The following is an 18,253-nucleotide window of genomic DNA, read 5'->3' as shown; positions in this document are numbered from 1 at the left end:
ACATGAAAAGAGACAGCAAGCTATCGGGCGTCCTGCACGTCCTTCTTCACATGGCGGAACATAAAGGGCCGGTTACGTCGGAGGTTCTTGCCAAGGCCATGACCACCAATCCGGTCGTCGTCAGGCGCGTCATGGGCGGTCTGCGCGAAGAGGGCTATGTCCGATCCGAAAAGGGGCATGGCGGTGGCTGGGAAATCGCCTGCGACCTTAACAAGGTTACCCTGCGCGACATTTATCAAGCCATCGGGGAACCGGCGCTTTTGGCCATGGGAAACCGCACCGAAATGCCGGGCTGTCTGGTGGAACAAGCGGTAAATGCCTCACTCAGCAAGGCATTTACCGACGCCGAAAATCTGCTTCTGGAGCGTTTCGGCGAGGTCACGCTCGCCATGCTGAGCGCGGATTTTCATCAGCGTGCGCTGGAACGCGGCGTCACATTCGATCTGGAGACCAGTCATGCATCATGATGCAATCATTATCGGCGGCAGCTTCGCGGGTTTGTCTGCGGCAACCTATCTGGCGCGTGGCAGACGATCTGTACGGGTGATCGACGCCGGAAAACCGCGTAACCGTTTCGCAGAACACTCGCATGGTTTCTTTGCACAGGACGGAAGCAATCCGCTGTCCATGCTGGAAACGGCAAAGGCACAGGTCGAAGCCTATCCGACCGTGATTTTCACGCAAGGGAAGGCCATTTCCGGTACCGGTGAAATCGACAATTTCGCCGTCGAACTCGATAGCGGCGAGATCGTCGAGGGGCGGCGGCTGATCCTCGCTTTCGGCATATCGGATGAACTGCCGGACGTTCCCGGCCTCGCTGAACGATGGGGCAGCTCAGTCATTCACTGTCCTTATTGCCACGGCTATGAATTCAGCGATCGCCAGCTTGGCGTCCTCAACATGTCGCCAATGTCGGTACATCAGGCCATGCTGATCTCCGAATGGGGGCCGACAACCTTCTTCATCGATAATGGACTGGAGCCAGACGCGGAGACCCTCGCAGAACTGGAACGGCGCGGCGTGAAGATCGAACACAGCAGGGTCAGTGCACTGCGCGGCGAGGGGGCCGACCTTTCGGGGATCGAACTGGAAGACGGGCGACTGGTTCCTGCTAGCGCGCTTTACATCGGGCCACGCAATCGTCTGAACAGCCAGATTGCCGACACGTTCGGCTGTGCCATGGATGAACTGCCACTCGGCAGAACGGTACAAACCGACGGACTAAAAACGACAACAGTTTCAGGCATTTTCGCAGCAGGTGATATCACCCGTGGCGCGCATAGCGTCGCCTGGTCGGTCGCTGACGGGGTGACGGCAGGAACTGCGACGCACCGGTCCCTGGTGTTTTAGAGCGCATTTCGATCTGATTGCATTAGATCTGCGCTCTAACGGTTTGTTTTGACGTACATCTTATCTGAAAACCGTTTCACACTTTTCAGGATGCGCTCCTCCCAATTTGTTGCATTCCGGCTACATGGGCGCTACCGACTTCGGTCGTCATATATCAGCCTCTTGCTTACACGCTCCAGTCCTGCAAATTCAGCGTTCGTGGCCCTTCCCGCAGCAGGGATTCTCGGGCCGGATCGAGGAATCCATGGACACCGGGTCAGTTAGCTCAAGACCGCTCGCAGGCATTGCGCTTGCTTGCGGCGGTTACGCATGTTTCGCCCTTCAGGACGCCATGGTGAAATGGCTTGTCGCTACCTATCAGGTGCCGCAGATATTGTTTATGCGCAGCCTCGTGATCGTGGTCATTACCGGCGTGCTGGTGCGCTACCGGCGTCACCCATCGATTTTCCGGAGCCCTTATCGCAACACCATTGTCCTGCGTGCGGCGCTGATGCTCGGCGCATGGCTGCTGTTCTACAATGCGGCCCGCCATCTGGAGCTGGCCGAACTGACCACGCTTTATTTCTCCGCACCGATCATGGTCATGTTCCTGTCGATCCTTGTCCTCAAGGAGAAGATTGGACCGGGGCGGTGGATCGCCTGCGCCATCGGTTTCATCGGCGTAACGGTTGCAGCCAACCCGACCCATTCGCCCAATCTCATTCCGGCTGCAATGTGCATCGTTGCGGGCTTCTGCTGGGCATGGAGCACGATCCTGATCCGGCTTGTCAGCCGAAGCGAAACCACGATGACGCAGATGTATGCCACCAGCCTGCTGTTCGGTCTGGCCTGTGCTCTGTCCTTTCCGTGGACATGGCAGGAACCAGATCTCTCCGGTTGGCTTCTCATGATCGCTCTGGGGCTTGTGTCAACACTCGGCCAGTTCCTTCTTTACGAAGGCTTTCGCCACGCACCTGCCTCCGCGCTTGCGCCGGTGGAGTATAGCGGGCTCATCTGGGCCTTTATCTATGGCTATCTCATCTGGGCTGAGGTTCCGGCAGCCAATGTATTTGCCGGCGCATTCCTGATCGTGCTGGCAAGCCTGCTGCTCATCGCATGGGAGCAACGACAGGCAACATTGCGCAAACGCCGCGCCCCCTGCTGAGACGCGGCTGCATCACTATTGCGAACTGTTAAACCGCTTCTGCGGTTTGGCCGAGAGGCAACGGGAACAGTCTGTCATATGCGATGTTGAACACGAACGCATAGACCAGATAAAACACGACAATCGCGATATCCATGACAAGAGCGGTGATCAGCGAAATGCCCAGATACCAAGCGATGAACGGGATCAGCAGCACGATCAATCCGGCTTCGAAAAGGATCGCGTGAAGAACCCGGACGGCCATGCTCTTGTTGACGCTACCGGTGAAGCGCAGCATCGACTTGTCAAAGCCCAGATTGAACAGAAAATTCCACACGGTTGCGGTGGTCGCCGAAACAATGCCGATAACGCCCATCTCTGCTGCGGGCTTGTCCAGAATGAAGGCGGAACCGGGTATGAAGATCGCCAGTCCGATGATTTCGAACATCGTTGCGTGGCGGACACGGTCCATAAAACTGCGCATTTCCTTTAATCCCTGTTGTTAATGCGCGTGCTTCTATCCTAATCTAACAATAAGAAAAGTTAGATAGTATCTGGATTTCAGATAGATGAGTATTGAACTGGAGCAACTCGAGGCCTTTGTGGCCTCAGCGGATCACGGCTCGTTCTCCGCTGCTGCACGATATCTGCGCAAGGCACAGTCTGCGGTTAGCGTGCTGATTTCGTCACTGGAAGACGATCTCGACGTCAAACTGTTCAGCCGGGCATCCCGCAACCCAGTGCTGACGGAGGCAGGTGCCCGACTGTTGCCGGAAGCGCGACTGCTGCTCGCCCGGCGTGAGCATCTGGTTTCCGTCGCCAGAAACTTTGGCGACGATGTTGAGAGCCGTCTCGTCGTTGCAATAGACGAGCTTTACCCTGAGCCAGCCATTGCTACATTGTTTGCAGCCTTTGCGCAAGAATTTCCACATGTCGAGCTTGAGCTGAAATTTCCGCCGTCAACCGCTATAAGCGGGCTTGTCCTTGATGGAAAGGCGGATCTCGGCGTCATGTGGCGTGCCGAGCAGATGCCGGATGAGCTCGGCTTCCATACGATCGGCTGGGTGCCTCTGGTGCTGGTCTGCGGGCATGAGCACCCTTTGGCCCATGCGGCAGTGAGCTGGGAAGATTTGAGATCCTATCGCCAGATCATGGCCCGGAAACACAGCGATACGGCTGAAAGCCGCCGTCTGCGGGTCGGTGCCGAGGTCTGGTGGGTCGAAAGCCACTGGGTCATCCTGCAGATCCTCACGCGAGGGATCGGCTGGGCGTTCATTCCCGAACATATCTTGAAGGACTCGCCGCTGGCGCCGGAACTCGTCATTCCGAAACTGCAATTCGACGAAGGTGCGCATCCGGTCGCGCTCGAACTGATCTGGAACAAGCGGCGACGGCAGGGACCGGCTGCCAAATGGCTGCAGGAGCGCTTTGCCAAAAGCCGCTTTTGAACTATCGGCAACGAAGTTGCAAAGGGCAGGGAGCAACCCTGCCCAAAGCGGATTTATACTTTTGCAGCTTCCACGAAGCGCGGATCGAAGGTCTGTGCAAACGAGATATCCGCACTTGCCAGTTCCGGGTCGAGCGCCTTGAGCATTTCGAACAGGCTTTTGAAGCCGTCTTCCGCAATCAGGCCTTTTTCGGAATACATGGCGCGGGACTTCTCGAAACCGGTCTTGTAAAGTGCACGGTCGCCCAGCAGATATTCCTCCGGCACAGCGTCAGCGACGTCATCGGCGGACGCCTTGTGAATCCAGTTCAGCGATTTGACAAATGCATTCACGACACGCTGCGTCGTAACCGGATTTGCATCGATGAAGCTTTGCTGCAGGTAAACGGTTGCAGCCGGGTTGGTACCGCCAAAGAGCTGGCGGGTGCCTTCTTCCGTGCGCGTATCCAGAAGCAACGTAATGTCGCCATCCACTTCCAGTCGCGTGATGACCGGATCGAGATGGACGAGAGCGGCGATTTCGCCCTTCTTGATGGCTGCGACTGCACTTGCGCCACCACCGACGCCGATGATCGAAGCGGCATCTTCGGGGAGGCCGTTCTTGATGAGCGCATATTGCAACAACAGCGATGTCGAAGAGCCGGGCGCCGTAACGCCGACATTCTGACCCTTGAGATCGGCAATCGTCTTGATCTCACCGGCAAGGTCCTTGCGCACACCGATGCAGATGCCCGGAAAGCGGCCAAGTTCGCAGACGGCCTTGATGTCCTGCCCCTTGTTCTGCATGCGAATGGTGTGTTCGTAAGCGCCGGTCACCACATCAACAGAACCGCCGATCAGCGCCTGCAGGGACTTTGCCCCGCCACCGAAATCATTGATGGTGGCCTTGATGCCTTCTTCCTCGAAGAAGCCCTTGCGCTCGGCAATGGTGAGGGGAAGATAATAGAAGAGCGGCTTGCCCCCGACGCCGAACATCAGCTCCGGCTTCTCCGGTGTCGCGGATGCATCCTGCGCATAGGCAGGCAGGCGCGAGGCGATGCCCGCAAGCCCGAAAGCGGCGGCGCCCAGCAAAATATCTCTACGCGTTGTCCTCATGGTTTCCTCCTTGAATTCCGTTACGGTGCTACACACCATTGTGCCCTGTCGCTTTCGGACGCCAGACAAGCAGGCGCTCTTCGACAATGGATACGCCCCAGTCGATAACCAGCACGAATGCCGTCAGCACCAGCATCCCGGCGAAGACACCGGTCACATCGAACACGCCTTCCGCCTGATGGATCAGGTAGCCGAGTCCCGCCGACGAGCCGAGATATTCGCCGACCACCGCGCCGACGACGGCAAAGCCGACCGCCGTGTGCAGGCTTGAAAACATCCATGACAGCGCAGATGGCAGATAGACATTGCGCAGGAGCTGGCGTTCGTTCATGCCGAGCATACGTGCATTGGCGAGTACCGTCTGGTTCACTTCCTTCACGCCCTGATAGACGTTGAAGAAGACGATGAAGAAGACCAGCGAAACGCCGAGCGCCACCTTCGACCAGATGCCGAGGCCGAGCCACAGCGCAAAGATAGGCGCCAGCACGACGCGCGGCAGAGAATTGGCCGCCTTCACATAGGGGTCGAAGATCGCTGCAAGCAGGGGTTTGCGTGCAAACCAGAAGCCGATCAGCACGCCGCCGATTGCGCCGATGGCAAAGGCCAGCATGGCCTCGAGCAGGGTGATGCCGAGGTGATACCAGATCGTTCCATCCATGAACCATTTATAGATGCGCTGCGCCACATCGCCCGGTGTCGCAAAGAAGAACTTTGCTTTGGCCGGATTGCCCAGCAGATGGGTAGCGGTGAAGAGATGCCAGACCAGAATAACGACCACAGCCACGCTGAGCTGCGCCAGAAACAGCATAGGCTTTTTCATTTCTTTTCCCCACTCGTCTGCTGATAGCCCTTGAGAACCTCTTCCTTGAGCGCACTCCATATTTCGCGATGAATTTCATGAAACTGATCGTCGAGACGAATTTCGGAAATCTCGCGCGGGCGGGAGAGGGAGATCTTGTATTCCGCCATGATGCGGGCACGCGGCCCGGCTGTCATGATGACGACGCGATCCGCCAGCGCGATGGCCTCTTCCAGATCGTGGGTCACGAACATGACCGCCTTCTTGTCCTGCGACCACAGATCGAGCAGGAGGTCACCCATGATCACGCGTGTCTGCGCATCGAGCGGGCCGAAGGGTTCGTCCATCAGCAAATATTTCGGATTGCGGATCAACACCTGCGCAAGGCCGACACGCTTGCGCTGTCCACCAGAAAGCATATGCGGATAACGATCGCCAAAACTTGCAAGGCCGACGCGGCCAAGCCATTCGCGAGCCTGTTCGCGTGCCCGCGCTTTTGGCGTGCCTGCAATTTCCAGCCCGATGGAGACATTGTCCAGCACGGTCTTCCAGGGCATGAGCGCATCCTGCTGAAAGAGGTAGCCTGCCTTGCGATTGAGACCTTGTAGCTGCTGGCCGTTTATTTCGACGGTGCCACCGGCCGGCACGAGAAGCCCGGCAACAGCATTGAGCAATGTGGATTTGCCACAACCTGTCGGGCCGACGATTGCAACGAATTCGTTTTCTGCAACTTCAAGATTGCTTTCGGCAACGGCGTCGAAACGACCGCCATCGGCCAGCTTGAACGAAATCTGCACATCCTTGAGCGCGATTGCTGTCTTGCGTGTGTTTTCCGGTTGAATACGGCTTGGTTCGGCGCTCATCGCTCGTCACATCCGGTGAACTGACGACGTGCTTTGCCATAACGGCTCATATATTCGCTCCTCTTGGGGTAGCGCCTCATGAACGAGGGAACAGACAAGAGCACAATCTTGTCCGTCATAAGTGAGGCGCAAAAATTTGCGATAGAGTCCCTTCGTATAACGTCCTGGCAAGAACATGCAACGAAAAGCAGCCAACGCATTTCATTCTATCGACAAAAATAAGTCTATACGAAATATTATTGCGATCAGCCCCGCCAGGTCAGGAAGCGCTTCTCGATCTGCCCGATGACGAAATTGACGATCAGTCCCATCACCGACAGGATCGTGACCCCGGCGAACAGCTTTTCAAGGTCGTAGAGCGATCCGGCCTCAAGAATATAAGAGCCTATGCCGAATTGGGCACCCAGCATTTCCGCTGCGACCAGAAGAATGATGGCTATGGAGATTGACACCCGTAATCCCGACAGGATCGCCGGAAAGGCTCCGGGCAGGATGATCTTGCGCACGATCGACCACCATCCCAGACCGAAACTCTGTCCCATGCGCACGAGCGAACGGTCAACATTATCGACTGCGCCATAAGTGGCGACGACAGTAGGCGTAAAAGTCCCGAAAGCAATGAGCATATACTTCGACATCTCGTCGATGCCGAACCAGATCACGAAGAGCGGCAGAAGCGCGATCTTGGGGATCGGGAAGAGGGCGGCGACGAGCGGCACCAGACCGGCTCGCACATAGCTGAACAAGCCGATCATCACACCGAGACTGACGCCGAACGCGATACCAAGGCTCGCGCCGACGACAAGCCGCCGCAGCGATGGCAGCAGATGCTGCCACAACAGGCCAGTCTGCCAGAGCTGGACGAAGGTTTCGAACACGGCAGACGGGCGCGGCAGTGTCAGATTGGATATGAAGCCGCTGCGGGTTCCAATTTCTGCCAATGCAAGCAGTGCAACAAACAGGATCCAGGCTACATGACGCACCGGCTGGGGCGCAAAGCCGCCACCCCGGAACGGGACCGGGCGAACATCCTGGCTGGACTGCTTCATCTCTGCGATCTCAACCATTGATCAACTCCTGATCTGCTGCCTGCGCTTCCGCCCGCATCAGCTCCCAGAGCTGTTTCTGCTTTTCTTCCAGAACAGGGTCGCCAAGATGACGCTCGGAAAGAGGAATATCGATATCGACAATCTCCCTGATCCGCCCCGGCCTTCGCGACAGCACCACGACCCGATGGCCGAGCCGTACAGCCTCGTTGAGGTTGTGCGTAACGTAGACCGAGGTGAATGGCTGGCGCGTCCACAGCGCAATCAGATCGTCCATCAGCAATTCCCGTGTCTGGCTGTCCAATGCCGACAAGGGTTCATCCATCAGCATGACAGCAGGGCGCACCGACAAGGCGCGCGCAATCGCCACGCGCTGGCGCATTCCCCCCGAGAGCTGCTTCGGCAAAGCTTGCCGGAAATCCGAAAGCCGGGTCCGCTCCAGAACATTGGTGACGATCCGGTCCATCTCAGCCCGGCCAAGACCATGATCCTCCAGCACCAGCTTGATGTTTCCTTCCACACTGCGCCACGGCAGCAACGCAAAGTGCTGGAAAACATAGGTGAGGGGATTGAGCGAATCCTTTGGCGGCGAACCGATCTGCAGCACCTCGCCGGAAGATGGCCGTTCAAGACCGCCCAAAAACCGCAACAGGGTCGATTTTCCGCAACCCGAAGGGCCGATCAGGCAGACAATCTGCCCTTGCGGAATGGTGAGCGTTATATCCTTGAGAACTTCGACCGGACCATAAGAATGGCTGATGTTCTTAAGCTGCAGATCCATTTCAACTCCAGTCGGAAAGTCCATCCTCCGACAAAACATCCCGGTTTGAGATGCCTGTCTTCGGGCTTGGTGTCCGACAAAACGCGCCGGGCACTGAATATTCGGCTCAGCCAGTCTCAGCCAATCTCAGCCGATCTCAAATCGTCTTGACGTAGGAGGTGTCGAACAGCTTTTCCTGCGTGACATCTTCCTTGACCATGCCTTCGGACCGGAACCACTCCAGTTGCTCCACGCAACTGTTGAGCGACAGGGCCAGCCCTTTGTTGATGCGCATCGCGCCATCGATCAAGTTTTGTTTTGCAGTTTCAAACGGACTGTCGCTTTCGACATATTTGTGCACGATCTTTGCAATGTCATCGCGCGCCGCATCGTCTGCAGTATTGTCGACGAAGGCCGCGTTATAATCGTCGATTGCCTTGGAATAGGCTTTCACGAAAGCTTCCGTCATGGCGCGCTCGTCGCTCGCATTCTTGGTGGAGGTGAATGCCGTCGTGACCTGGTAATCCGGCGCGTAATCGGAAACGAGACCGATCTGCTTGGCAGCACCTTCGCGTATAAGTTTCTTGGCAATATTAGGCTGGATCGCCCAGGAGTCGATCTGTCCTGTCGACAAAGCGCCCACAAGAGCGCCGAGCTTCTGTAGCGGACGCAACTGGATCTCGGAAAGCGGAATATTGTTGGCCTTGGCGATCTTGTGCGCCATGAAATGAAACGACGACCCGGCCGTGGTGATACCAAAACTGTGTCCCGCCAGCTTGGACGGTTCGGTCAGTCCATTTTCATAGGCCTTGTTGGAGGCCAGGATAATATTACCGGTGATGCCTTTTTCTTCCGCAAGCGCGCCACCGATCACCTTGATCGCACCCTTGTCAGCCAGACTGATCAGACCGCCACTCATCGCAGTCACACCGAAATCGGCATCGCCCGATGCTATTGCAACAGCCATGGGCTGGGCAGCCTCGAAGAATTTCAGCTCGATATCGAGGCCGGCATCTTTGAAGTATCCACGCTCATAAGCGATATAGCTCGGAGCATGGCTTGCCAGATGAAGAACAGCCAGATTGCGTGTCGCAGCGCGGGCAGGGGAGCCGAAAGCTGTGCTGATGCCCAACGCACCAAGTCCCATCAATGTCTGACGGCGTGTCAGGGTGAAATCCATTCAGGTTCTCCTCCGATGCGGTGTCAGCCTGGCACCAGAACTTTCCTGCTACACCCGGCAAACAAAATTTCGTTACGTCTCGGCCACGAAAAATTATGGACAATTGCTTTCGCATAAAGCCACGTGGCGGGATTTTCAATAAGATTAGAGCATAATTTGACCGGGGTGAAACGAGGACGATCAAGATTATTATTTATAAACAAATATTTAGCTCTCCGATCTGATTAAATCAGATCGAAACGCACTCTAACGACTATATTGCTGTTCCACAGCTGATGCACCGGCAACAATTTCATGGAGAAACGGGACGAGCCGAACCAGTAGGGGGCCTGCAGCCGTCTCCGGCAACAGATGACCGCCAGCCAGTCCTTCACCCTCAACATTGGTGGCCCAGTCTGCCCATATATCGAGCGGTTCGCGCCCGCCGCCATAGCGTCGGCCTTCTTCCCAGAAGACCAGAACCGGCGCATGGATGTGCCGTCGAGCTGCACGATCGGCAAGATCGTCGGCTTCATCCACGCCAGCGCCAGCGCGATAATCCTCGCATATCCAGTGCCGGACTTCCGCACTTTCGAAGGCTTCCCGATAGTCCGCAAGCGCGAGCGGATCCAGCTTGTCGAGACCATGCGCCATTTTCTGCAAGGTCGTATCTATCATGAAACGGGGATTGCCGGATAACAGCATTTCCGGCAACGGTTCGGGCTGGGCAAGCATGAACCAGTGCCAGGCACCCATGCCAAAAGCCTTGCTGGCACCTTCCCACATTTCCGGTGTCGGAACGACAGTAACGGATACCAGCCCAAGCACCTTGTCCGGATGATCGAGCGCCATGCGATAGGCAACCCGACCGCCGCGATCATGCCCGATCACAACAAACCTGTCGTGGCCGAGCGTCTGCATCAGTTCCACCAGACTTGCAGCCATGCGCCGTTTCGATCCTGCACCGGCGGGATTGGAAGTGACACGGCTGCGGCCATAGCCCGGCAAGTCGGGCACGACAACGGAACAGAACGGCGCCAGCTCCGGCGCAATGCGATGCCATGCTGCCATGGTTTCAGGATAACCGTGCAACAACAGGACAGGCAGGCCTTTTCCGCCGGTCATGACGGCGAAACAGACATCCTTCGTTTGCACCTCCTGCATTTGGAAACCGGGAAGGAGCTGCTCGATTGCTGATTTCATAGCCCACCATATTGATCGTGCCGAAGGCTGATTCAGTCGGTCTTATAGCACGACATGAACAGGAACAGCGCTGAAGACAGGCAAGTGGAGATCACACATCAATCCTGAACCCACCCGGCTACACATTTTGTCAATGCTGGGTAGAGATGCGACACCGGTGGCCAGATAGAAATGCGACACTTCTTGATGAAGGACGCAGCGCCAAGCCCCCGATCTGACCGGCTGGTCAGGGTTGCAAGGGCAGATCGGGGGCGGATAAGGGAACGCCTCTTCGGGCTTTAGCTTTCCTCCGAGATCACCGCCTCAGCGGTGCTCAAATGAGAGCGTTGGATATGGAGCCATTGTTCCGGGAACGGCTGGTAATCCTCAGAATGCTCCGTCTTGTATTCGCCCCACCCTTGATATTTCCAATATCTGGTCATCACATCAAAATGGCTGTGCCCACTCAAAGTCCCGACGCGAATTGCCCCTTCGTTGAGAAGTGATCGAAATCCGTCCCCCATAGGGCCAGCTTGGCAAAGCCCAGGGAGCATTTGGCCATCAGGTTCGGGATCAAGCCATAACTCAAAGATTAGCTCTTCTTTCATGGAGTGAGTATACGAAAAATGTTCGGGCTCTCCAGCATATAATGCCCGCGTTGGTCAACCTCATTTCCCAGCTTCTATTCGCGCCAGCGCCTTCTCACGTCTGGCAATGACCTCCGGATCGTTCATGAAATCGGTCCTGCGTCCCGGCTTGCGCCCACGTTTCTGATAACCATTACCGACGCTGCCATCGCGTATGCCAAACATATGGTTTGTCTGACCTGTTCGGCGCGGGCCGCTCCGTTTCTCTTCGCGTCCAGCTTGCATCTCGGCGACAATTGACAGCATGTCGTCCAGCCGCTTGTTATCGACAACCTCCGCACGATGCACCGAGCGCAACGTGTCGAAGGTTCTGTAGGGCAGGGAAAAGCTCTTGTGCATGATCTCGAGCCGGCCGTCCGGATAATCGCAGACGATCACCTTCTGGCCCGCCAATGGCCTGGAAATCTCGGTCGGGTCGAGAATGAACAGCACCTTGTCGTAGCGCAGCGTCAATGACTGCGAAAGGGTGCGGACTTCCTTGCGGCACATGGCGCCATCAAGGTTCTCATGCTCGGCCAGTGGCCGGTGCATGTCCTTCGGATTGCGTGGTTGCTTGCCGAAGCGAGTGTTGAAATCCATAATGAACTCAGTGGCATAGGCATTGGCGGCCTCGATCGTGTCGATGCCGCGCAGCCGCATCTCCTTGACCAGCCGATCCTGCAGCGTCTGGTTGGCACGTTCCACACGGCCTTTGGCCTGTGGGGTATTGGCACAGATGATGTCGATGTTGAGCTCGTAAAGCGCCCGGCCGAACTGCGTCAGACCGCTCGCCCGGTCTTTCTTCGACGCATGGAGCGAGCGGAAAACGCCATGCTTGTCGCTGTAGAAAGCCAGCGGCTTGCCCCATTGCTGCAGATAAGCCTTCGTCGCATGCAGATAGTCGAACGTATTTTCCGATCCGGCAAAGCGAAGATGCAAGAGCTTGCCGGTGGCGTCATCGATGTAGACGAGCAGGGCGCATTTGGGGCCGCGGTTCTCGAACCACCAGTGATGCGAGCCGTCGATCTGCACCAGTTCGACAAAGCAGTCGCGCCGGCCGCGTGGCTGGAAAACCCGTTTCTTGCGTTCCCGGCGCGAGATCCAGATGCCGGCCTCGGTCATCCATTGCCGCAGCGTCTCCTTGGCAACAGAGATCCGGTGCAGTTCGATCAGCTTCTCGCGCGCCAGCGTCGGACCGAAATCCAGATAGCGTTCGCGGATCAGGTCCAGCGCCATATTACGGAAATCCTCGCTGTGACGCCGGTTGCTCGGACGCGATCGCTTCTTGGAAACGAGGCCAGCTGGACCATCCCGGTCATAGGCTTGCAGCAGCCTGTGAACCTGACTTCGACTGAGGCCAAGCAGCTCAGCCGCCTGGACAACGCTCAGGCGTAGATCACGGATCTTCTGGACGACTTCGAGGCGATGCAATTCTTTCTGCGACATGGTGATCAAACAGGGCATGACGACTCCAACCGCTCATGGTCTCAACCAGACTGAAGATCGTCATCCTTGCCTCCAACGTTGACATTGACCAGCACCTCAAGAGGCGACACGTCGCATCTCTAACTGGCCCAACTGTCGCATTACTAAATAGCCCCTACACATTTGGATCAGATAATATGTATTATGGAACTATCACATGTCAGCGAGCCAGAGGATATCTTTCACAAGGCGTTGCTGTTCATCGGGACCGACTCTTTGCCGTCCCTTTGCCGTCCCGATGAGAACGCCTTAGTTTAACCGCACCTTGCTGGAGTGATCGAACAAATGCATGCGGTGGGCGGAAATATTCAGCCCCACTTTGTCGCCTGCGGCGTAATGCGTCTCTCCTTCAACGGTCGCCATCAGCTTTTCGTCGCCCACTTCAAGGACGATATGTGTCTGAGCACCCGTCGGCTCAACGAGCCGAACTTTGGCTGGCAAACCACCATCCGATCCAATCTGCAGATGTTCAGGTCGCATCCCCAGTATTACTTTCTGGCCGGCCTGCAGTGCACCTTCAGGCAATGGAAGTACGGCTTCACCGATACGGGCAAAGCTTCCAGAAGCATCTCGCTCAATCGAAGCTTGGAGAAAGTTCATTGAAGGTGAGCCGATAAATCCGGCAACAAAAACATTTGCCGGGCGCGTGTAAAGCTCCATCGGCGTTCCTTGCTGTTCGATCCTTCCCTTGTTCAGAACGACAACCCGGTCGGCCAACGTCATCGCCTCTATCTGGTCGTGTGTCACATAGATCGATGTCGTGCGTACTTTCTGATGCAATTCCTTGATCTCGGCTCGCATCAGGACGCGCAGTTTTGCATCCAAATTGGATAGAGGTTCATCGAACAGAAAAACCGACGGTTTGCGAACGACAGCACGTCCCATCGCAACACGCTGGCGCTGCCCACCCGAAAGCTGGTGCGGTTTGCGCTCCAGCAGATCTGTAAGGTCGAGCATTCGGGCTGCGTCGGCCACACGTTCCTTTATTTCGGCTTTAGGACGACCTGCGAGTTGAAGATTAAACGCAATATTGTCGAAAACCGTCATATGTGGGTAGAGGGCGTAGTTCTGAAAAACCATCGCGACATCCCGATCACTCGGGTTGGCGCGATTGACATTCCTGTCGCCGATCAGCAAGTCACCGGCGGTAATCTGCTCTAGTCCCGCGATCATTCTGAGCAAGGTGGACTTGCCGCAGCCAGACGGCCCGACAAGCGCCACAAACTCCTCATCTGCAATCTTCAGATCAACGTTCGGGATGACCTCCACATTGCCATAGCATTTGCGGATTGAATGAAGCTCGACCGAAGCCATTTGCTCAACCTTTCTGCCCTGGTGCTATCCGATTTTGCCGCCCCGCCACCAGAACGGCCAGATCCGGGCGATCGGTGGTCAATTGACCTATCGGCTTGGACATCCAGTATTCCAGTTCGGATTCGGTATTGGGAACCCAGCACCCCAGCCTCGCCGTTCCCACTTCCGCAACGCACTGCTCCAGCACGTTTTCCAGCAGACTTTTCTCAAATGCCAATATCGTGGCCGTGTCTAGGCCCCGCCTGAGCACCTTGTCGAAGCCGCCGAAGAATTCGGCAGAACGGCGGTCTATCGACATGAGCAATTGCTGCTGGGGAAACCGACGATGAATATCCTCCAGAACTTCCGGAACGAAACAGGTGAGAAAGACGCGATCGATCATGCCGCGTTCTTTAGCCAGTGCGATGATTTTCTCTGGCAGATCGGGATAAGGCACGCCCCGCTCATCGATTTTGATCTCCAGCTCCAGCTCCAGTCGGGTCGGCGCGAAAACATCGAGCACCGCCGCAAGCGTTGGAATTGTCTCGCCACGGCTATCGTTCAGAACAATCCGGCCAAGCGCTTCTGCACTTTGAGCCTGAACAGGCCCTCGCCCGTTCGTCGTCCGGTCGAGCAAGGGATCGTGGATCACAACCGGGACCCCGTCGGAACTCAGGTGGACATCCAGTTCCACGGCATCCACATCGAGGGCCAGCAGGTTACGGAAGCCGGCAAGGCTGTTTTCAGCCCACAAATTTCGACCGCCACGATGGCCGATGATCTTAACCATTTGAATTTCTCCGGTTTTATTATTTTCCGCTGTCCACAAGGCCTTTGACGAACCACCGCTGCATAACAAGGATTACAAGTACAGGTGGAAGCATGGTCCAAAGGGAAGCGTTCATAAGAAGATGCCATGTCGGCAGTCCATCGGACTGCGGCATAACCTGTTTCAGGCCGACCACCGCGGTCGCCATGCTGGGATCCGTCGTCATGAGCAAAGGCCAGAGATACTGGTTCCAGCCCATGAGGAACAGGATGATCGACAACGCGACGATATTTGACCGCGACAATGGCAGTAGAATTCGAAAGAAGAACTGCATCGGCTTGGCGCCGTCGATGCGGGCCGCCTCACACAGATCATCCGGAATTGTCAGGAAGAATTGCCGAAACAGGAATGTGGCGGTTGCCGATGCGATGATCGGCAGGATGAGGCCCGGATAGGTGTTGACCATATTCCAGTTCAACTCGACCGCTACGCCGAGCCAGCCGAAAAGAATGTTCAACGGCAGCGCCATGTTGGCGGCAGATTCATAGGTCGGTACGATGCGGACCTCTATTGGCAGCATCATCGATATGAATATCAGCCAGAAGGCGGTCATCCGGAAAGGAAACCGAAAGTAGGTGACGGCAAATGCTGCAAGCAGGGACAGAACCAGTTTACCGACCGTAATCCCGAGTGCCACGATAAATGTGTTCACCAGAAGCTGGCCAAAATTGATCGTGTTCAAAACTTCGCGCGAATTGACGAAGAACTGATCGCCGGGGAGCCAGCTCAACGGAACTTTGAGCACATCCTGCTGGCTCAAAGAACTCGTGACCAGAACAAAGTACAGCGGGAGACAGACCAGGACGATCCCGAGTATCAGAATCGCATGGCAAACCGCATCGAGGATTGGAGTGCGCTCATTCATAGCTCAAACCGCATAGTTGACGCGCCGCTCGACCAGTCGAAACTGGGCAAAAGTGAGGGCGAGAGCGAGGATCATGAGAATGACGGACTGGGCGGCAGAAGAACCCATATCCAGATTGACGAAGCCATCCTGGTAAACCTTGTAAACAAGGATCGAGGTCGCACCGGCAGGTCCGCCGCGCGTCGTCGCATCGATGATGGCAAAGGTGTCGAACAGGCCATAAACGAAATTGATGACCACCAGAAAGAACAGCGTCGGCGCGATCATTGGCAGCGAGATGCGCTGGAACCGCCGCAAAGGTCCGGCACCGTCGATGGCGGCTGACTCCAGAATCGAGCGCGGTACAGCCAGGAGAGCTGCTGCGAGGAAGATATAATTGTAGCAGATATGCTTCCACGAAGCGGCCAGCACAATGAGGATCATTGCGTCCGTCGAATTCTTGGTCGGATCCCAGCCGATCCCCATCATATGCATCATCTGGGAGATCGGACCGACACGCGTATTGAAGAGAAATGCCAGCATAATCCCTGCGACAGCGGGAGCAATGGCATAGGGAAGCAATAATATTGTGCGATATGTTCCACGTGCGCGGATGACATGGTTCGTAGCAAAGGCGAACAGGAGCGCAACTGACAGCGTTATGGCATTTTGCCAGAGCGTAAACCACAGCGTCAGCTTGGCCGATGCCCAGTAAGGCGCACTTGCAAACAATGCTGTGAAATTGGCAAAGCCCACCCACTGCACGGACCCGCCGAATGGATCGTTCAACTGAAATGCCTGAATGAGCGCGCGAAACGAGGGAATAAAGAAAAAGAACAGCAAGACCAGCAACTGAGGCAAGAGAAGCAGGATCGGTGTTCTCAACTCCTGGAAATGCGCGCGCTTCAACCCGCTTTCCTTCCGCTCCGCAAGGGAGCGGAAGCGGAGAGAACGTCCACGTAGAGACATCATCGCATCACTTTCCCGCGTTCAGTTTCTCGAAGCGACGGAGCACTTCATTGCCGCGGGCGACGGCGGAATCCAGAGCTTCCTGGGTCGTCTTCTGACCCAATGCTGCGGCCATCACTTCTTCCATGATCAGAACATTTGCCTGATTGGAGTTGCCGAAACGGAATCCCATCGAATTGTCCGAATTCGGTTTCCGCATGAGCTGTTCGATAGCAATCGCGCGGGTCGGGTGCTGCTCGAAATAGCCTTCCTTTTTCAACGCATCGTAAGCCGTGGTTGTAACGGGAACATAGCCGGTATTCTTGCTCCACCAGACCTGTGTTTCGGGCTTGGCCAGAAAATCGAAGAAAGCCGCAGCGCCCTTATATTCATCCTCGGAATGACCCTTCATGGTCCACAAGGCACCGCCGCCGATGACGCTGTTATGGGGAGTACGGTCTTTCTCATGTGGGAGAAACGTCGCATTCCACGGGAATTTTGCCGAAGCCTCCACGGCGGCATGCGAGGCGGTCGAGGCAATTATGGTCGAACAGGTGCCAGAAGTGAACAACTGGACGGGCTGAACACCCTGCCCTGCGATCTCCATGACGCCGCTCGAGATCAGATCATGCATACGCTCGACCTGAGTACCGAGATATTTGTTGAACACAAACTCCGTATCGATCCCGTCGATACCATTTCGTTTCGTGCCATAGGGGAAATCATTCACAGCCGAATAATTCTCGAGAAAGCTCCACTCATAGTCACCAGGCAGAGACATCGCGCATTGCGAGACGCCCTTATCGTGGATCGCGTGGAGTTGCTGGGTAAGTTCCGGCCAGTTGTCTGCGGGCTTGTCGAAACCGGCAGCTTTGAAGTGCTCCTGATTATACCAGAGAATTGGCGTCGACGAATTAAAGGGTAGCGCCTGCAGCTTTCCCTTGTCGCTGTAATAGGCAGCAACCGGAGCTATCACCGTGCTCCAGTCGATAGTGTAACCCTCTTTGCTCATCAGATCCGCGACGGGAATGACCGCGCCGGAATTCAGCATCGTGAGGAATGCACGCTCGTTCGTCTGGACGATTGTCGGCGCACGCTTCGCCCGATAAGCGGCAATCATCGCATTGATGAGTTCTTCGTAACTGCCCTTATTTACCGGAACGACGGTGTACTGATCCTGCGTTTCGTTGAACTGTTTTGCCAGTTCGCCGACACGATCGTTAAGCACACCTCCCATTGCATGCCAGAATTCGATCTGGGTCTTGGCCTCTGCCGTCATACTGACCAGCATTGAACAGCCTGCCAGCATAGCCGCTATTAAAAGACGCTTCATCGCTTCCTCCCATATCGATCAAGTGCTTGAATTGCGAGCATACGCTCTGATACTTGTTTGTCCAGCCCGTT

At 56.0% G+C, this 18,253-nt stretch carries 18 protein-coding genes; 4 read left to right on the top strand and 14 right to left on the bottom strand.

Annotated features, from left to right (window positions below):
* The first annotated feature begins 2 nt into the window (after positions 1-2).
* The 3 genes from CQZ93_RS20515 to CQZ93_RS20505 all read left to right on the top strand — a co-directional run bounded on the left by CQZ93_RS20515 (position 3) and on the right by CQZ93_RS20505 (position 2,494).
* Positions 3-467, top strand: a complete 465-nt coding sequence (locus CQZ93_RS20515; RefSeq protein WP_105544394.1) for an Rrf2 family transcriptional regulator — start codon at positions 3-5, stop codon at positions 465-467.
* Positions 457-1,350: an NAD(P)/FAD-dependent oxidoreductase gene (locus CQZ93_RS20510; protein WP_105544393.1), complete on the top strand. Its 894-nt coding sequence runs from the start codon at positions 457-459 to the stop codon at positions 1,348-1,350. Before CQZ93_RS20515 ends, CQZ93_RS20510 begins: the two co-directional genes overlap by 11 nt.
* 244 nt (positions 1,351-1,594) lie before the next feature.
* The gene (locus CQZ93_RS20505) at positions 1,595-2,494 is read left to right on the top strand and encodes a DMT family transporter (protein WP_105544392.1); all 900 of its coding nucleotides are present in this window, start codon (positions 1,595-1,597) and stop codon (positions 2,492-2,494) included.
* Between the two features lie 28 nt (positions 2,495-2,522).
* Here the strand turns inward: CQZ93_RS20505 and CQZ93_RS20500 are convergent, their stop codons facing one another.
* On the bottom strand, positions 2,523-2,957 hold the full coding sequence (locus CQZ93_RS20500) for a PACE efflux transporter (protein ID WP_105544391.1): 435 nt from the start codon (positions 2,955-2,957) through the stop codon (positions 2,523-2,525).
* Between the two features lie 85 nt (positions 2,958-3,042).
* Between CQZ93_RS20500 and CQZ93_RS20495 the strand changes: the two genes are divergently transcribed.
* Positions 3,043-3,921: a LysR family transcriptional regulator gene (locus tag CQZ93_RS20495; protein ID WP_105544390.1), complete on the top strand. Its 879-nt coding sequence runs from the start codon at positions 3,043-3,045 to the stop codon at positions 3,919-3,921.
* A 53-nt stretch (positions 3,922-3,974) separates the two neighbouring features.
* Here the strand turns inward: CQZ93_RS20495 and CQZ93_RS20490 are convergent, their stop codons facing one another.
* From CQZ93_RS20490 to CQZ93_RS20420, 13 genes are all read right to left on the bottom strand, one after another.
* Positions 3,975-5,015: an ABC transporter substrate-binding protein gene (locus tag CQZ93_RS20490; RefSeq protein WP_105544389.1), complete on the bottom strand. Its 1,041-nt coding sequence runs from the start codon at positions 5,013-5,015 to the stop codon at positions 3,975-3,977.
* A 28-nt stretch (positions 5,016-5,043) separates the two neighbouring features.
* Positions 5,044-5,835, bottom strand: coding sequence for an ABC transporter permease (locus CQZ93_RS20485; RefSeq protein ID WP_105544388.1), 792 nt, complete (start codon positions 5,833-5,835; stop codon positions 5,044-5,046).
* The gene (locus tag CQZ93_RS20480; RefSeq protein WP_105544387.1) at positions 5,832-6,677 is read right to left on the bottom strand and encodes an ABC transporter ATP-binding protein; all 846 of its coding nucleotides are present in this window, start codon (positions 6,675-6,677) and stop codon (positions 5,832-5,834) included. The genes CQZ93_RS20485 and CQZ93_RS20480 overlap by 4 nt, the downstream gene beginning before the upstream one ends.
* A 245-nt stretch (positions 6,678-6,922) precedes the next feature.
* The gene (locus tag CQZ93_RS20470) at positions 6,923-7,744 is read right to left on the bottom strand and encodes an ABC transporter permease (RefSeq protein ID WP_105544386.1); all 822 of its coding nucleotides are present in this window, start codon (positions 7,742-7,744) and stop codon (positions 6,923-6,925) included.
* Positions 7,737-8,504 carry an ABC transporter ATP-binding protein gene (locus CQZ93_RS20465; RefSeq protein ID WP_105544385.1) on the bottom strand — a complete coding sequence of 256 codons (768 nt, stop codon included), beginning with the start codon at positions 8,502-8,504 and terminating at the stop codon, positions 7,737-7,739. Before CQZ93_RS20465 ends, CQZ93_RS20470 begins: the two co-directional genes overlap by 8 nt.
* Before the next feature lie 136 nt (positions 8,505-8,640).
* Positions 8,641-9,663 carry an ABC transporter substrate-binding protein gene (locus CQZ93_RS20460; protein ID WP_105544384.1) on the bottom strand — a complete coding sequence of 341 codons (1,023 nt, stop codon included), beginning with the start codon at positions 9,661-9,663 and terminating at the stop codon, positions 8,641-8,643.
* Between the two features lie 246 nt (positions 9,664-9,909).
* Positions 9,910-10,845 carry an alpha/beta fold hydrolase gene (locus tag CQZ93_RS20455; protein WP_105544383.1) on the bottom strand — a complete coding sequence of 312 codons (936 nt, stop codon included), beginning with the start codon at positions 10,843-10,845 and terminating at the stop codon, positions 9,910-9,912.
* A 647-nt stretch (positions 10,846-11,492) separates the two neighbouring features.
* A complete protein-coding gene (locus CQZ93_RS20445) occupies positions 11,493-12,914 on the bottom strand; it encodes an ISNCY family transposase (protein WP_105541925.1) in 1,422 nt (473 codons plus the stop codon).
* A 270-nt stretch (positions 12,915-13,184) separates the two neighbouring features.
* Positions 13,185-14,249 (bottom strand): ABC transporter ATP-binding protein, encoded by a 1,065-nt coding sequence (locus tag CQZ93_RS20440; RefSeq protein ID WP_105544382.1) that lies wholly within the window; start codon positions 14,247-14,249, stop codon positions 13,185-13,187.
* A 4-nt stretch (positions 14,250-14,253) separates the two neighbouring features.
* Entirely contained in the window at positions 14,254-15,018 is a 765-nt protein-coding gene (locus tag CQZ93_RS20435; protein WP_105544381.1) for a glycerophosphodiester phosphodiesterase family protein, read from the bottom strand.
* Positions 15,019-15,037: 19 nt separating this feature from the next.
* Positions 15,038-15,922 carry an ABC transporter permease subunit gene (locus tag CQZ93_RS20430; protein ID WP_105544380.1) on the bottom strand — a complete coding sequence of 295 codons (885 nt, stop codon included), beginning with the start codon at positions 15,920-15,922 and terminating at the stop codon, positions 15,038-15,040.
* 3 nt (positions 15,923-15,925) lie between these two features.
* Positions 15,926-16,873, bottom strand: coding sequence for an ABC transporter permease subunit (locus tag CQZ93_RS20425; protein ID WP_105544379.1), 948 nt, complete (start codon positions 16,871-16,873; stop codon positions 15,926-15,928).
* A gap of 4 nt (positions 16,874-16,877) precedes the next feature.
* The gene (locus CQZ93_RS20420) at positions 16,878-18,182 is read right to left on the bottom strand and encodes an extracellular solute-binding protein (RefSeq protein ID WP_286154231.1); all 1,305 of its coding nucleotides are present in this window, start codon (positions 18,180-18,182) and stop codon (positions 16,878-16,880) included.
* Positions 18,183-18,253: the final 71 nt, after the last annotated feature.

It is taken from the genome of Ochrobactrum vermis, assembly GCF_002975205.1.
Lineage (GTDB): Bacteria > Pseudomonadota > Alphaproteobacteria > Rhizobiales > Rhizobiaceae > Brucella > Brucella vermis.
Note: the sequence above shows the minus strand (reverse complement) of the source record. Positions and strands in the feature narration are given on the sequence as shown.

Coding starts and splice junctions, on each gene's coding strand:
- CQZ93_RS20505 (WP_105544392.1), top strand. CDS start 1,595: ATGGACACCGGGTCAGTTAGCTCAAGACCGCTCGCAGGCATTGCGCTT.
- CQZ93_RS20510 (WP_105544393.1), top strand. CDS start 457: ATGCATCATGATGCAATCATTATCGGCGGCAGCTTCGCGGGTTTGTCT.
- CQZ93_RS20470 (WP_105544386.1), bottom strand. CDS start 7,744: ATGGTTGAGATCGCAGAGATGAAGCAGTCCAGCCAGGATGTTCGCCCG.
- CQZ93_RS20440 (WP_105544382.1), bottom strand. CDS start 14,249: ATGGCTTCGGTCGAGCTTCATTCAATCCGCAAATGCTATGGCAATGTG.
- CQZ93_RS20455 (WP_105544383.1), bottom strand. CDS start 10,845: ATGAAATCAGCAATCGAGCAGCTCCTTCCCGGTTTCCAAATGCAGGAG.
- CQZ93_RS20515 (WP_105544394.1), top strand. CDS start 3: ATGAAAAGAGACAGCAAGCTATCGGGCGTCCTGCACGTCCTTCTTCAC.
- CQZ93_RS20485 (WP_105544388.1), bottom strand. CDS start 5,835: ATGAAAAAGCCTATGCTGTTTCTGGCGCAGCTCAGCGTGGCTGTGGTC.
- CQZ93_RS20430 (WP_105544380.1), bottom strand. CDS start 15,922: ATGAATGAGCGCACTCCAATCCTCGATGCGGTTTGCCATGCGATTCTG.
- CQZ93_RS20425 (WP_105544379.1), bottom strand. CDS start 16,873: ATGATGTCTCTACGTGGACGTTCTCTCCGCTTCCGCTCCCTTGCGGAG.
- CQZ93_RS20500 (WP_105544391.1), bottom strand. CDS start 2,957: ATGCGCAGTTTTATGGACCGTGTCCGCCACGCAACGATGTTCGAAATC.
- CQZ93_RS20495 (WP_105544390.1), top strand. CDS start 3,043: ATGAGTATTGAACTGGAGCAACTCGAGGCCTTTGTGGCCTCAGCGGAT.
- CQZ93_RS20420 (WP_286154231.1), bottom strand. CDS start 18,182: ATGAAGCGTCTTTTAATAGCGGCTATGCTGGCAGGCTGTTCAATGCTG.
- CQZ93_RS20435 (WP_105544381.1), bottom strand. CDS start 15,018: ATGGTTAAGATCATCGGCCATCGTGGCGGTCGAAATTTGTGGGCTGAA.
- CQZ93_RS20490 (WP_105544389.1), bottom strand. CDS start 5,015: ATGAGGACAACGCGTAGAGATATTTTGCTGGGCGCCGCCGCTTTCGGG.
- CQZ93_RS20480 (WP_105544387.1), bottom strand. CDS start 6,677: ATGAGCGCCGAACCAAGCCGTATTCAACCGGAAAACACACGCAAGACA.
- CQZ93_RS20460 (WP_105544384.1), bottom strand. CDS start 9,663: ATGGATTTCACCCTGACACGCCGTCAGACATTGATGGGACTTGGTGCG.
- CQZ93_RS20465 (WP_105544385.1), bottom strand. CDS start 8,504: ATGGATCTGCAGCTTAAGAACATCAGCCATTCTTATGGTCCGGTCGAA.
- CQZ93_RS20445 (WP_105541925.1), bottom strand. CDS start 12,914: ATGCCCTGTTTGATCACCATGTCGCAGAAAGAATTGCATCGCCTCGAA.